Genomic DNA, 12,701 nt, shown 5'->3' with positions numbered 1-12,701 from the left:
ACGGTGACGGTGGCCCGTCGGCCGGCGGCGGGTCAGAAGTCCTGCACCACGGTGGTGCGTGCCTCGGCGACGGTCCGCCGGTGCTGGGTCAGCGTCAGGGTGACCGGGACGGCCGGCCGCCCCGCCGTGTCCCGCCCGACCGGCCCGGCGACGGCCGCGCAGTGCACCGGCGGGTCCACCTCGGCGAGGCCGCGGACGCGCACGTCGCAGGAGGCCGGCAGGGTCCGCCCGGGGACCAGCCCGCCGGCGCGCCCGGCGACCAGCACCGAGGCCTGCCGCACCGCCTCCAGCAGTGACGGAGCGGGGAGCCGGCCGTCGGCCGGGTGGTCCCGGCGGAGGAGGACCCAGGTGTCGAGCCGGCCGCGGGAGTCCCAGGCGGGCTCGCTCAGCACCACGTCCGCCGCCGAGGCGAGGCCGACCGAACCGGGGTCGGCCGGGGCGCCCGTCGGCCCGGGGGCGGCGCGCACCGCCCACCGACCGGCCCGCTCGCGGGGCGGCCCGGGCGGGTCGAACGCCAGGCTCGCGGTGCCCGTCGCGCACGGTACGTCGTCGAGCGACACCTCCAGGCGGAGGTCGAGGCCGCGCGGTACCCCGTCGACCGGCGCGGTCGGGGTGGCCCGCAGCTCGGCGGTCAGCCGGGCCGGACCGCGCCCGGCCCGCCAGGCGGCCACCTCGGTCACGTCGAGTCCGAACCGGCGGAACCATCCGGCCCGGTCCGGGGGCCCGCCGAAGTACTGCCGTCCGACGAACTCGGCGGTCTCCCGGACCGCCTCGGCGACCAGCAGCGGATCGTGGAAGTGGCCCGGCCCGTCGTCGGCCGCCGGGACCTCCCCGATCAGCCGGAACCGCTCCTCACCGCGGCTCGGCGCCTCCAGCAGGCAGTGGTCCCAGGACGGCGGACAGTGGACCAGGTGCCGGGCGGCCCCCGGCCCGGGCGCCCCGCGGTCCCGCACGGTGCTCCCGACGGCCATGGCCGCGCCTCCCCGGGTCGTCCGACGGCCGCCCCCTCGACAGCCCTCCCCCCAGCATGGCCCCACCGGGCGGTACGCGGGCACCCCGCCCCCGTGGCAGCAAGTTGCGCGACCGCTACTCCCACCCGGTCCGTGCGGGGCCCGTGCCGGGGCCGGTGGACCGGGAACCGGGCGGGCGCGCGGGTCGGGCGCCGGGCGCGGGTAGGCGCCGTACGGGGTGGAGGGAGGGCGGGACGGGCGGCTCGGACGCGCTGTCGGGCTACCACCGCAAGCGCGACTTCGACAGGACCGCCGAAGCCGAGGGCGGCGGCCGCGCCGCACCGGGCGCGCGGCCCGGGTTCGTGGTGCAGATCCACGACGCCCGCACCCTGCACTTCGAATTCCGCCTGGAGGTCGACGGCGTGCTCAAGTCCTGGGCGGTCCCCTAGGGGCCGTCCGGTGACCCGCACGACAAGCGGCTGGCGATGCCGACCGAGGACCACCCGATGGGGTACCGCGACTTCGAGGGGGTCATCGCCGAGGCCGAGTACGGCGGCGGCACGGTGATCATCTGGGACGAGGGCGGACACGAGAACCGCGGTACGGACCGGCGCGGCCACGAGCTCCCGTTCGCGGAGGCGCTTGACGCCGGTCACGCGTCGTTCCGGCTGGCCGGCCGCAGGCTTCGCGGGGACCGGGCACTCACCCGGTTCCGCGAGGACGGCGCCGGCGAGCGCGCGGCCTGGCTGCTGGTGCGGCACGGCCACGGTGGTGGCCGGCCCGCCCCCGGCCCCCGGCGGGCCCGCTCGGTGCGCAGCGGACGGACGCTGCGGCAGGTCACCGAAGAGGCGGGCGGGGCCTGACCACGACCGGCCCCCAGGAGCGCTTCGGCGCAGGGGCTCCCCGGCGGCGGCCGCCGCCGGGGAGCGCTCGCCGGTCCCGGTCCCGCATGACGAGACCTGTCAGAAGACGGGTTCCGGTGCCGGGCCCGGGCCCGGGAGGGGGCCGGGGCGGGGGTGCGGATCCGGTCCCGGGGCGGGTGTCGGCTGCGGGTCCGGACCCGGCCGGGGCGGTGCGGGCGGTACCGGGTCCGGCCCGCCCGGGCCGGGGACCGGACCGGGCAGGGGACCGGGCTGCGGGCCGGGGCCGGGGCCCGGGGCCGGTGTGGGACTGGGCGGTACGGGGTCGTTCGGGGATGTCCCCATAGGGCTGCTCCTGGGCTCGATTCGATCGTTCGGCATCGTCTTCTCGGCACCGCCTACCCGGGCTGCGCCCGGGGACACGGGGCCGAACGGGGTTCGGCGGGCCCGGGCGTCAGCCGGCCCCCGGCAGCCGTACCTCCAGGTGGCCCGAGAGCACCCTGGTCTCCAGGACCGGCTGGGGCGCGGTGGCCGGGCCGCGCACCACCTCGCCGTCCCGCAACCGGAACTCGCTGCCGTGCCAGGGGCAGCGCAGGCAGCCGTCCACCACCGTCCCGGCGGACAGCGGCCCGGACAGGTGCGCGCAGCGCTCGGCGAGCACGTGGTAGCGCTCGCCCTCGTGGACCACGACCACCGTCAGTTCGCCCGCCGTCCGGCGGACCGGCTCGCCGTCGGGGAAGTCGTCGACCGGACCGAGGCCGACCCAGTCGGGCGGCGCCAGCCGGGGCACCGCGGCGGACCGGTCGGGCCCGGCGGCCAGCCGGTAGGAGAGGTGCCCGCCGAGCGCCCCACCGAGCGAGACGGCGGTCAGCCCGGCCAGGCCGAGCAGCCGGCCGCGGGCGCGGTGCCCCCGGCAGCGGGCCAGCAGCGATCCGGCGTACAGCAGCACACCGGTGGTGTTGGACAGCGCGTGCACCAGGCCGGTGCGCCGGCGCGGCGGGTCGAGTCGCGCCCAGTCCACCCAGCCGGCGAGCGCGGCCGGCCCGGCGGTCAGCAGCCCGGCCGCCACCAGGGTGCCGGCCGCCCGGCGGCCGCCCGGAGTGAAGTCCAGCAGACCCGCGGACATCCAGCAGCCGATCGGGAGCTGGACCAGCACGGGGTGGAGCGGGTGGCCGAGCCACACCCCGTGCAGGGCGTCGCGGGACGGCCCGAGCGGGACGGACTCCACGGCGTCGGCGAGCGAGGAGGCCGGGGCGTCGAGGAACTCCCAGTGCGCCGGGGCGTCCAGCGCCCGGCGCAGTCGACGGGACCACGGGTGCAGGTGCAGAGCTGAGGCATCCATACCGGGCGGCTTGCCGGGCACCGCTCCGCCAAACCCGAATCCGGCCGCCGGTGAGACGACACGCGGTCGGGTCCACACCGCCGGGTGTACCGCCACCGGCGGCGTTTGGGCGGGCCGCTACGGGGGACCCGCCCGGGTACCGGAGGAGTTCCGGAAGGCCCGGAGGTCCGGACGGCGGTCCCGACCGGATCGCCGGCCCGTCGGCGTCGGCCGTGGTGTCGGGTGATCGTGCCCGCCCCCGACCGGGTGCCGCGGGTACGGGTACGGGCCGGTCAGCCGGGGGTGGGGAGCAGGAGCCCGCCATGCGAAGCCTCGAACGCCGTTACGCGGTGACACTGCCCGGCCCGGTCGGCGGCCACGCCCCGCCCACCACCGTCGTCGTCCACGCGACCGACGCGACGGGCCCCGACGGCGAACCGGTCTGGGAGAGCGCGGACGGGAGCCTGCGGGTGGAGATCACCGGCGGCGTGGCCACCGTCCTCACGGCGCCGGCCGGCAGCGGCCGGCACCCCTGCCTCCAGGCGTACGCGCTGCCGTGATCGACGGTGCGGCGACGAACGGCGCCGTGACCGACGGCGCCGGGAACCCGGCACCGTCGGTCGACGCGGGCCTCCGGCCGGTGCCGGGGCCGCCCTCAGGGTGCGGCGCTGTCGGCGGCCGGAGGCCCCGGCCGGTCCTCACCGCGCCCCGCCGCCGGTGCGTCGGCGGACGACGGGGCGGCGCCCGGTGGGCCTGTGCCGTCCGTCGGGCGCCGTCGCAGGCCACCCGTACCAGCCGCACCACTCGCACCCTCCCGCTCCCGCCCGTGCTGCTCCCGCCCGTCCCGCTCCCGCCCGTCCCGCTCCCGGCCGGACCGGTTCTGCACCGCCAGGGCCCAGGACCGTCGTCTGATGCTCACCACTGCCTCCCGGTGGTCCGGAGCGGGCGCCACCCGCCCGCCGATGCCGCGCGGCTACCCGAACCGGACGCCACCAATCCGGCATGCCGGGCGCGAAGCCGGGTACCCGCCGGCTCCCGGGGCGCGGAGGGGTGCGGGCGGCCGCGTCCCCGCCCACCGGCCGCGCCCGCCCACCGAACGGCCGAGCCCCGAGGAACGTCTCCGCCCACCCAATCCCGACCTTCAGGAGGAACGATGACCAGCGACACCAAGGTCCTCGCGATCGTGACGAACTACGGGGTCGAACAGGACGAGCTCCTCGTCCCCGCCCAGCACCTGCGCGACGACGGCGTGCGGGTCGACATCGCCGCCCCCACCGCGGACGACATCCGCACGCTCGTCGGGGACGAGGAGCCGGGGGAGCGGGTGCGCCCGACCCACACCCTCGACGAGGTCGACCCCGCCGACTACGACCTGCTGCTCATCCCCGGCGGGACCATCAACGCGGACACCCTCCGACTCCACCGGAAGGCGGTCGACGCGGTGCTCGCCTTCACCACCTCCGGCCGCCCGGTCGCCGCCATCTGCCACGGGCCCTGGCTGCTCGCCGAGGCCGGGGTGGCGTTCGGCAAGCGGCTCACCTCGTACCCGTCGCTGCGCACCGACCTCGCCAACGCCGGCGCGACCTGGCTCGACGAACCGCTGGTCACGGACGATGCCAACGGCTGGCGACTGGTGACCTCCCGCAATCCCGGTGACCTCGACCACTTCCTGCGGGGCATCGACGTCGCCCTGCGGGTGACGGCCGGGGCCGCCGGTCCGTCCTGACCGCGGCCCGTCCCGACGGGGCGCGTCGAGGCGGCCCGCCCCACGAGGGGCGGGCCGCCTCGACGCCTGGCGGCGCCGGTCCGGATCAGTCCGGGTGGGGCTCGTGCGGGAGGTCGTCCCAGCCGGGGGCGTCCTGGTCGTCGAGCTGCTCGCGCAGCCGGGCCAGGGTGGTGGTGAGCAGCCGGGAGACGTGCATCTGGGAGACGCCGATGCGTTCGGCGATCTGGGACTGGGTGCAGCCGTCCCAGAACCGGAGCTTCAGGACGGTCTGTTCACGGGCGGGCAGCTGGGCCAGCAGCGGCCGGACGGCGGTGCGGAAGTCGGCGAGTTCGATGCCGGGGTCGCAGCTGCCGATGCGGTCCAGGATGGCGCTGCCGGTGTCGTCGGTGTCCTGGTCGCGCGGGGCGTCGAGGGAGTCCGGCCGGTACACGCGGCCGGCGACGAGCCCCTCGGTGGCCTGGTCCACGGTGAGGTGGAGGTCCTCGGCGATCTCCTCGGGCTGGGGGAGGCGGCCGAGCCGCTGTTCGAGGCGGTCGGAGCCGCGGGCGACGGTGAGGTAGAGCTCCTGCATGCTGCGCGGTACGCGCACGGGCCAGGAGGTGTCGCGGAAGAAGCGCTTGATCTCGCCCGCGATGGTGGGGATCGCGTAGGTGACGAACTCGACGCCGCGGCCGGGATCGTAGCCGTCGACGGCCTTGATCAGGCCGATGGTGCCGACCTGCAGGATGTCGTCCATGTCCTCGGCGCGGTGCCGGAAGCGGGCGGCGATGAAGCGCACCAGCGGCATGTTCAGCTCGATGACGGTGCCGCGCACGTAGCTGTAGGCGTGCGACTCCCGGGGCAGCGCGATCAGACGGTCGAAGAGCGCGTCACTCAGTTCGCGGGCCTCGGTCTTGCCCATCGAGCGCAACTCGGCCTCGGTCGGCCGGGGTGGCAGGTCGGCCGGCAGGCCGGGGGGCACGGGGGCTCGGGGAACGTTCTCCAGGGTGGTGGACACGTGTATCTCCAGGGCATCGGGGGAACGCCCGGCGGCGGCGCGTGACGTGCGCCGACCCCGGGTCTCTTTCCCTCCGGAACCGGTGGCCGGATTCGGCCGGAGGTCCCGGTGGCACCCGGCAGGGTGCGCAGCGGCGTAGGCCGGGCGAACGCCGCACGGGTGTTCTACCCGACATGCGACACCTGATTCACGTTTTGCGCGATTTATATCGTTCTATCCGATTCACCCCTTTGGGGGCCCGGTGGCCCGCACGGCCGAGACCGTCCGCCCCCGGCCGCCTACGGGCCCGAGATCGGCCGCCCGCGGGCCCGCCTCCGGCCGCCTACCGGCCCGAGACCCGCCGTCTAGGGGGCCGAGACTCGCCGCCCCCGATCGGAGGCGGCCCGGAGAAGTACGGTCGCGAGCGCCCCGTCCAGCGCGGCGGAGAGCTCGGCGTCGTCCCGGTCGGTGCCCGCCCAGGCGACGTGCCCGTCGGGGCGGACCAGCGCCGCGCGTACGCCGGCCCACGCGGCCGGGGGCCCGTCGAGGACGGCGGAGCGGACGGCGAGCCCGGGCCGGGCGCGGTCGCCGAGGGCGCCGTCGGGCGTCAGGTCGAGCAGCAGGTACGCGGTCGGGTCCAGCAGGGCGAACAGGCCCGCCTCCGAACCGGCGAGCGCGAGGTCGGGTGCGCGGGTGCCGGTGAGCGGGTGGGCCGCCGGGTCCTGGGCGGGGTAGGCGACGGCGAGCCCGGTGAGCCGTTCGGCCAGCGCGCGGCCGAAGGCGGGCTGGGTGGCGATCAGCTCGCTCAGCAGGGCGCGCAGGTCGAGGCCCTCGGGTGTGAAGGTGGTCATCAGGGCGGTCTGGGCGCGGCTGTGTTCCAGCAGCTGTACGCCGACCGGGTGACGTTCGGCGTGGTAGGTGTCGAGCAGGCCCTCCGGTGCCCAGCCGTTCAGCGTCGCGTTCAGCTTCCAGCCGAGGTTGTGCGCGTCCTGGATGCCCACGTTCATGCCGACGCCGCCCGCCGGGTAGTGCTGGTGGGCGGCGTCGCCCGCGAGCAGGACGCGCCCGCGCCGGTACTCGGCGGCCAGCCGGCCGGCGTTGCCGAACCGGGAGAGCCACGAGGGGTCCCGCATGCCGAAGTCGTCCCCGGTCACGGCGACGGTCTTCGCCCGGAACTCGTCCATCGTGAGGTCGCCGGGCCACTCCGTGGTGAGGCTGTCCGGGTCGATGCCGAGCACGCGGAACCGCCCGCCGGGCAGCGGCGCGACCATCACCGCGCCCTGGAGGGTGTGGATGCCGAAGCCCGGTCGCGGCGGGCGGTCGAGCGTGACGTCGCCGAGCCGGCCGAGCACGGTGGAGGGCGTGCCGGGGAAGTCGATCCCGGCGGCCTGCCGGACGGTGCTGCGGGTCCCGTCGCAGCCGACCAGGTAGGTGGCCTCCGCCTCGTACGGACCCCGCGGCCCCTCCACGTGGACGGTCACCGACCGGTCGTGAGCGGTGAATCCGGTGACGCGGTGCCCGCGGACGATCCGCGCGCCCAGGCGCAGTGCGTGCTCCTGGAGCAGTTCTTCGGTGCGGGCCTGGGGCAGGGCGAGGGTGAACGGGAACGGGGTGTCCAGGCCCCGGAAGTCGAGCCGGGTGTCGAGCATCGCGAAGTGCCCGTTCGGGATCCGCAGGCCTTCGGCGAGGAAGGCCGTGTGCACTCCTCGGGAGGCCAGCACCTCGATGGTGCGGGGGTGGACGGTGAGCGCCTTGGACCGCTCGTCGATCGCCGTGCGCTCCTCGACGACGGTGACGGCGGTCCCGCCCAGCCGCAGTTCGGCGGCGAGCCAGAGCCCGACGGGGCCGCCTCCGGCGATGACGACGTGCTGCTCGGTCATGGGGTCCACCTCTCTTGGTCACTGACCAAATCAATTGGTCGCAGTAAACTAGGTCAATGACCAATGCGCAAGCGGCCGGACGCCTCGACCCCGGCACCGTCATCCGGGCCGCCCTGAAGCTGCTGGACGAGACCGGCCTGGACGCCCTGTCCACCCGCGCGGTCGCCGAACGGCTCGGCGTGCGGATGAACACCGTGCTGTGGCACGTGAAGACCAAGACCCGGATGCTGGAGCTGATGGCGGACGCCGTGATCGGGGAGATCTCCCTCGGCGACCTGCCCGCCGCGCCGGACGCCCGCGCCCGGGAGCTGGTCCGCCGCTACCGCCGCGCACTGCTGGCCCACCGCGACGGCGCCGCGCTCGTCGTCGGCACCTATGCCGCCGAGCCGCACACCCTGGGCCTCGCCGACGCCCTGGTCGGCGCGCTCCTGGACGGCGGACGGGACGAACGCGGGGCGGCCTGGACGACCTGGTCGGTCATCTACTTCACCCTCGGCCTCACCCAGGAGGAGCAGGCCGCCGCGCGCCGCCCGCTGGGCGACCGGCTGGCCGACGCGCTCTCGGAGACGGCCCACCCCGCCCTCCGGCGCGTCCTCGGCCACCTCGCCGCCGACTCCTTCGACGAGCGCTTCGAGTACGGCCTCACCGCGATCCTCGGCGGGGCTCCGGGCCGGCGGTGACGGTCGCGCCGACGGGTCGGCCCAGGCCGGCGACGGCGCCCGGGCGCCCGGTGGTGAGGGCCCCGTAGGGTCCGGCGGTGACGGCCCCGGCGTCCGGTGGTGACGGCCCCGCAGCGTCCGGTGGCGGCGCGTCGTACGAGGCCGGATCGTGCGGCGTGCCGTCGGGGTCCGGAGCCCCGCCGATTGATGTTCGCCCGCCCGCCGATTCTTTGTTACCCGCGGGTATTGGCTCGCCCCGTCGGCTGGTGTACGTTCTCGCCCGGGCGGAATGACTGCCCCGGGTTCAGGGACCTTCCGGTGGACCGCGCCTGACGCCCCCTCACGGGACGCCGGGCCCGGCCGCGCGGGGCGACCCGGCTGCACTGACCCGGTCGGCGGCGACTTCGGCCCCCTCCCGTCCGGCTCCCGCCGGACGGAAGGCGCTCGGCCCCCCGGTGGCGACTCCTGCCGACAGCCGGCCGTTCGGCATGCCCTCGACCCTCCGTCGACCGGCGCCCGCGGCGGCCCCGTCGAGCGACCTCGTCCGAGGGAGGCCCGCTCCGCCCGGCCACCACGTCGTCGCGACTCGCGCCACCGACCGACCCCCACCGCCGCGCCGACCGACGACCCCCCCAGACGAAAGGCCACCTCCCCGATATGAGCATCAAGGCACGGCTCGTTGCCGCAGCGGCCCTCACGGCCGCGATCACCGCCGGTCTCGCCACCCCGGCGGTCGCGGCCCCGAAGGCCCCGGCGGCCCCGGTTGCTCCGGTCAAGGCCCCGGCCGTCGCCGCCGCCGCGAGCAGCGGTGCGGTGACCGAGGCGCAGTGGCTGGCCGACGTCGGCGCCGCGATCGCGCCCGCCCGCGCGTACGTCGAGCAGCGCACGGCCTCGCCCAGCGGCGAGAAGCCCGCGATCGTGTTCGACATCGACAACACCACGCTCGCCACGCACTTCCACCCGTTCGCGATGTCGGGCATCGCGCCGGTCGTGGAGCTGGCGCAGTACGCCCACAGCCGAGGGGTCGCGATCATCTTCGTCACCGCGCGGGTGGACTTCATCGACCCGATCACCCGGCACAGCCTGGCCGCGGCCGGCTACACCGTGGACGAGCTGCACGGGCGCGACCTGTGCGACCTGTTCAAGCCGGTCCAGCAGTACAAGACGGACGAGCGGGTCGAGGTCGAGAACGAGGGCTACACGATCATCGCCAGCGTCGGCAACAACTGGACCGACCTGGACGGCGGCCACGCCGAGCGCACCTTCAAGCTGCCGGACTACAACGGCCTGCTCTCCTGACCCACCCCGCCGGGCGGTCGCCCCACGCCGTCCGGCGGACCGACACCGCCCGGGGCGGGTGGGCACGCCGAGCCCCGGGCGGGACGCGGACGCGGTGCCCGGGGCGGGAGGCCGTGCCCGGGGAGAGGCAGCGCGACGGGCAAAGAAGAACCCCCGGACGACAGACGTCCGGGGGTTCCAGCGGTGGGCCTAACAGGACTTGAACCTGTGGCCTCTTCCTTATCAGGGAAGCGCTCTAACCGTCTGAGCTATAGGCCCGCGCTGATGTTGCCCGCCAACATTAGCAGAGCTCGGACCGAGCCCCGACCGGGTTGACCCCGGCCCCGGCCGGCCCCCGGATGCGCCCGGCGCCCGGCCGACTCCGCCGTGGGCCGTCGCGGCAGCACGGTGGTGGCCGGGCCGACGCCGCGCAGCTGTGTGGGCCGGGGGCGGCCCCGGCCCCTGTCCCGACCCCCGAGCGGAACAGGGGCGCTGCCGACCGTCGGCCCGGCGGGTCTCGGGGCGGCAGCGCCGACGTGTCAGCCGGCGAGCTGGTCGACGGTGGGGACCACGATGCCGAAGAGGTCGGTGATCGTGGTCAGGCTCGCCGCCTGCAGTCCGGCGGCGGGCACGAGGCCGCCCTCGGGCGCGGCCAGTGAGCGGGCGGCGGTCGCCTCGGCGACGACGGTGGGCCGGTAGCCGAGGTTGAACGCCCCCTGGGCGGTGGAGGTGACGCACATGTGGGTCATGAAGCCGGCCAGCACCAGGTCGAGTCCGGAGCCCAGGTCGCGCAGTGTCTTCTCCAGCTCCGTCTGGTGGAAGGCGTTGGGGAACTGCTTGACGACGACCGGCTCGCCGTCGATCGGTGCCACCTCGGGGCTGATCGCACCGATCTCGGCGCGGATGTCATAAGGGGTGCCCTCGCCGCCGTCGTTGACGATGTGGACGACCGGCGTGCCGGCCGCGCGGGCGGCGGCGAGCAGACGGGCCCCGGCGGCCAGGGCGCGCTCGACGCCGTCGAGCGCCATCACGCCACCGCGGTAGGTGTTCTGGAAGTCGATCATGATCAGGGTGCTCTCGCCGAGGCGCGGCGGTGTGTTGTCGAGGCCGATGACGTCACGCAGGGTGGTGGAGGCAGACATGGCTGGAGGTGTCCTTTCGGGCGGATGACCGATCGGTCGGAAGCCGGACTGGAAGGTGCGACGCCGGACCGGATGGTGCGACGCCGGACCGGAACGGGGTGGACGTGAGAAGGGGTGGACAAAGAGCGGATTCGGGCGGCCCGTATCCGTGCCGGTGCCGGGAATCAGGCATGGCCGAGCCTCGGTCGCGACGACTCGCGTGCCGCGGCGGCCGGGTGAGGGAGCGGTCAGGGCGTCCGGTGATCCCGACGCAGGGGCGACGAGACCGGCGCGACCAGGACGCCGGTGCGATCAGGACGTGGTGCGGAAACGGCGACGGTAGGAGGCCGGGGTGGTGCTGATCTGCTTGCGGAAGGCGCGGTGCAGCGTTTCCACCGAGCCCATCCCGATGCCCGCCGCGATCTGCTCCAGCGGTTGGTCAGTGGTCTCCAGCAGGCGGCGGGCCGCCTCGACCCGGGCCGCCTCCACGTAGGCGGCCGGGCTGGTGCCGGTCTCCTGGCGGAAGACCCGGGCGAAATGGCGCTCGCTCAGGCACATCCGCGCGGCCAGGACGGGGGCCGACAGGTCCTCGTCGAGATGCTCGGTGATGAAGACGCGCAACTCGTCGATGTCCCTGCGGGCCGGGGCGGGCCGGCTCAGCGGCACGCTGAACTGGCTCTGGCCGCCCTGCCGCCGCAGATACATCACCAGCTGCCGGGCCACGGCCAGGGCCAGGTCCTCGCCGTGGTCCTCGGCGACCAGCGCGAGCGCCAGATCCATGCAGGTGCTGATGCCCGCGCCGGTCCACACCCGGCCCGAGCGGACGAAGATCGGGTCGGCGTCGACCCTGACCTTCGGGTGGTCGGCGGCGAGCTGGGCCGCGGTCGACCAGTGGGTGGTCGCCCGCCGCCCGTCCAACAGCCCGGCGGCCGCCAGCAGATGCGCTCCCACGCACACCGAGGCGATCCGCCGTGCGTGCGGTGCCGTCTCCCTCACCCACTCCACGACGGCCTCGTCGACCCGGGCCACCGGACCGTCGGGGCGCAGCTCCACCGCGCCGGGCACCAGCAGCGTGTCCACTGCGGCGCCCACCTCGGAGAAGGAGAGGTCCGCGACCAGGCGGACCCCGGCCGAGGTGACGACCGGCCCGCTGTCGGGGCCGGCCAGCCGGATCTCGTAGCCCGCCCGGCCGCCGGTCTCCCGGTTGGCCAGGGCGAAGACCTCGGCCGGACCGGTGACGTCGAGCAGGTCGACATCGGGGAAGACCGCGATGACGACACGGTGTGGAGTGGGCATGCATCCATCGTCACGGCAGCACCCGGACGACTGCAATGACGGCGATCTGTCACATCCGGCCATCGGCCGTCCGGGCCGCCGACGTCATGCCGGGGGCTTTCCGGGGCTCTGGCAGGCTCTGGCGGGCGGACCGCCGAGCCCCCGGTCTGGGCCGGCCGGGGAGGTTTGCCTCTGCCGCCAGGGGCGGGTAGTGTTTCCTAGTCGCTCGGCTGGGAGCACCGGACACGCAATCGCGCGGACGGTCCCGGGGCGGCCAATCCTCTTGTTCACACCTCTCTTCCTGGCTGGGTCGCGTTTCGGTGCGCCTCCGCTCGAATTGTTGTGCGTGTCTAAGTCGGTTGCGGCCGGATTCGCTTTGTGAAGCGCGGTTCGGCTAGAGTTCAGCAGGTCGGAGAGGCCCTCGGGTCGATAATCCGACAACCTCTGGAAAGCCGGAAGCGCGGAAAGACGAAGCAGAGCGATCTGCTAGAGTCGGAACCGCCGAAAGGCCGAAGGAAAGCAAATCGGATGAACGAAGCGCCGGTAAACGGAGCGGAAAGCATCTGGTAAGCTGGAAACACGAAAGAACGAAGCGCCCGGAGGGCCCGCTGGAAGGCGGTCCGAAGGAAGTGTCCGTTCCTTGAGAACTCAACAG

General features: G+C 75.2%; 10 protein-coding genes, 1 tRNA gene and 1 pseudogene. 5 read left to right on the top strand and 7 right to left on the bottom strand.

Annotated features, from left to right (window positions below; all coding sequences use genetic code 11):
* Positions 1-32 precede the first annotated feature (32 nt).
* Entirely contained in the window at positions 33-971 is a 939-nt protein-coding gene (locus ABZ495_RS31595) for an AfsA-related hotdog domain-containing protein (protein WP_359810587.1), read from the bottom strand.
* 251 nt (positions 972-1,222) lie between these two features.
* On the opposite strand from ABZ495_RS31595, the pseudogene ABZ495_RS31590 reads away from it, so the two are divergent.
* Positions 1,223-1,813: pseudogene (locus ABZ495_RS31590) on the top strand (DNA polymerase ligase N-terminal domain-containing protein).
* Between the two features lie 451 nt (positions 1,814-2,264).
* Here the strand turns inward: ABZ495_RS31590 and ABZ495_RS31585 are convergent.
* A complete protein-coding gene (locus ABZ495_RS31585; RefSeq protein WP_359810584.1) occupies positions 2,265-3,152 on the bottom strand; it encodes a Rieske 2Fe-2S domain-containing protein in 888 nt (295 codons plus the stop codon).
* 302 nt (positions 3,153-3,454) lie between these two features.
* On the opposite strand from ABZ495_RS31585, the gene ABZ495_RS31580 reads away from it, so the two are divergent.
* Together ABZ495_RS31580 and ABZ495_RS31575 are read left to right on the top strand one after the other, a co-directional pair.
* Positions 3,455-3,691: a DUF6296 family protein gene (locus ABZ495_RS31580; RefSeq protein ID WP_329490273.1), complete on the top strand. Its 237-nt coding sequence runs from the start codon at positions 3,455-3,457 to the stop codon at positions 3,689-3,691.
* A 593-nt stretch (positions 3,692-4,284) separates the two neighbouring features.
* On the top strand, positions 4,285-4,857 hold the full coding sequence (locus ABZ495_RS31575) for a type 1 glutamine amidotransferase domain-containing protein (protein WP_359839284.1): 573 nt from the start codon (positions 4,285-4,287) through the stop codon (positions 4,855-4,857).
* An 85-nt stretch (positions 4,858-4,942) separates the two neighbouring features.
* On the opposite strand, the gene ABZ495_RS31570 is transcribed toward ABZ495_RS31575, so the two are convergent.
* Both ABZ495_RS31570 and ABZ495_RS31565 read right to left on the bottom strand, forming a co-directional pair.
* Positions 4,943-5,854 carry a SigB/SigF/SigG family RNA polymerase sigma factor gene (locus ABZ495_RS31570; RefSeq protein ID WP_359810580.1) on the bottom strand — a complete coding sequence of 304 codons (912 nt, stop codon included), beginning with the start codon at positions 5,852-5,854 and terminating at the stop codon, positions 4,943-4,945.
* Between the two features lie 344 nt (positions 5,855-6,198).
* Entirely contained in the window at positions 6,199-7,713 is a 1,515-nt protein-coding gene (locus ABZ495_RS31565; protein ID WP_359839282.1) for an FAD-dependent monooxygenase, read from the bottom strand.
* Between the two features lie 56 nt (positions 7,714-7,769).
* Between ABZ495_RS31565 and ABZ495_RS31560 the strand changes: the two genes are divergently transcribed.
* Both ABZ495_RS31560 and ABZ495_RS31555 read left to right on the top strand, forming a co-directional pair.
* The gene (locus ABZ495_RS31560) at positions 7,770-8,393 is read left to right on the top strand and encodes a TetR/AcrR family transcriptional regulator C-terminal domain-containing protein (protein ID WP_359810575.1); all 624 of its coding nucleotides are present in this window, start codon (positions 7,770-7,772) and stop codon (positions 8,391-8,393) included.
* Between the two features lie 636 nt (positions 8,394-9,029).
* On the top strand, positions 9,030-9,671 hold the full coding sequence (locus ABZ495_RS31555) for an HAD family acid phosphatase (protein ID WP_359839280.1): 642 nt from the start codon (positions 9,030-9,032) through the stop codon (positions 9,669-9,671).
* Positions 9,672-9,855: 184 nt separating this feature from the next.
* Here ABZ495_RS31555 and ABZ495_RS31550 read toward each other — a convergent pair.
* The 3 genes from ABZ495_RS31550 to ABZ495_RS31540 all read right to left on the bottom strand — a co-directional run bounded on the left by ABZ495_RS31550 (position 9,856) and on the right by ABZ495_RS31540 (position 12,067).
* Positions 9,856-9,929: transfer RNA gene (locus ABZ495_RS31550), tRNA-Ile, on the bottom strand.
* A gap of 260 nt (positions 9,930-10,189) precedes the next feature.
* Positions 10,190-10,792: an isochorismatase family protein gene (locus ABZ495_RS31545; protein WP_359839278.1), complete on the bottom strand. Its 603-nt coding sequence runs from the start codon at positions 10,790-10,792 to the stop codon at positions 10,190-10,192.
* 291 nt (positions 10,793-11,083) lie between these two features.
* Positions 11,084-12,067, bottom strand: a complete 984-nt coding sequence (locus ABZ495_RS31540) for a DJ-1/PfpI family protein (protein WP_329490278.1) — start codon at positions 12,065-12,067, stop codon at positions 11,084-11,086.
* Positions 12,068-12,701: the final 634 nt, after the last annotated feature.

The organism is Kitasatospora sp. NPDC005748 (genome assembly GCF_040630735.1).
In the GTDB taxonomy this organism is placed as follows: Bacteria; Actinomycetota; Actinomycetes; order Streptomycetales; family Streptomycetaceae; genus Kitasatospora.
The sequence above is the reverse complement of the archived record's forward strand: the minus strand, read 5'-3'. Positions and strand labels throughout refer to the sequence as shown.

Excerpts from the sequence above, each read along its gene's own strand:
- ABZ495_RS31595 (WP_359810587.1), bottom strand. The coding sequence starts at position 971 with ATGGCCGTCGGGAGCACCGTGCGGGACCGCGGGGCGCCCGGGCCGGGG.
- ABZ495_RS31585 (WP_359810584.1), bottom strand. The coding sequence starts at position 3,152 with ATGGATGCCTCAGCTCTGCACCTGCACCCGTGGTCCCGTCGACTGCGC.
- ABZ495_RS31580 (WP_329490273.1), top strand. The coding sequence starts at position 3,455 with ATGCGAAGCCTCGAACGCCGTTACGCGGTGACACTGCCCGGCCCGGTC.
- ABZ495_RS31575 (WP_359839284.1), top strand. The coding sequence starts at position 4,285 with ATGACCAGCGACACCAAGGTCCTCGCGATCGTGACGAACTACGGGGTC.
- ABZ495_RS31565 (WP_359839282.1), bottom strand. The coding sequence starts at position 7,713 with ATGACCGAGCAGCACGTCGTCATCGCCGGAGGCGGCCCCGTCGGGCTC.
- ABZ495_RS31560 (WP_359810575.1), top strand. The coding sequence starts at position 7,770 with ATGACCAATGCGCAAGCGGCCGGACGCCTCGACCCCGGCACCGTCATC.
- ABZ495_RS31555 (WP_359839280.1), top strand. The coding sequence starts at position 9,030 with ATGAGCATCAAGGCACGGCTCGTTGCCGCAGCGGCCCTCACGGCCGCG.
- ABZ495_RS31545 (WP_359839278.1), bottom strand. The coding sequence starts at position 10,792 with ATGTCTGCCTCCACCACCCTGCGTGACGTCATCGGCCTCGACAACACA.
- ABZ495_RS31540 (WP_329490278.1), bottom strand. The coding sequence starts at position 12,067 with ATGCCCACTCCACACCGTGTCGTCATCGCGGTCTTCCCCGATGTCGAC.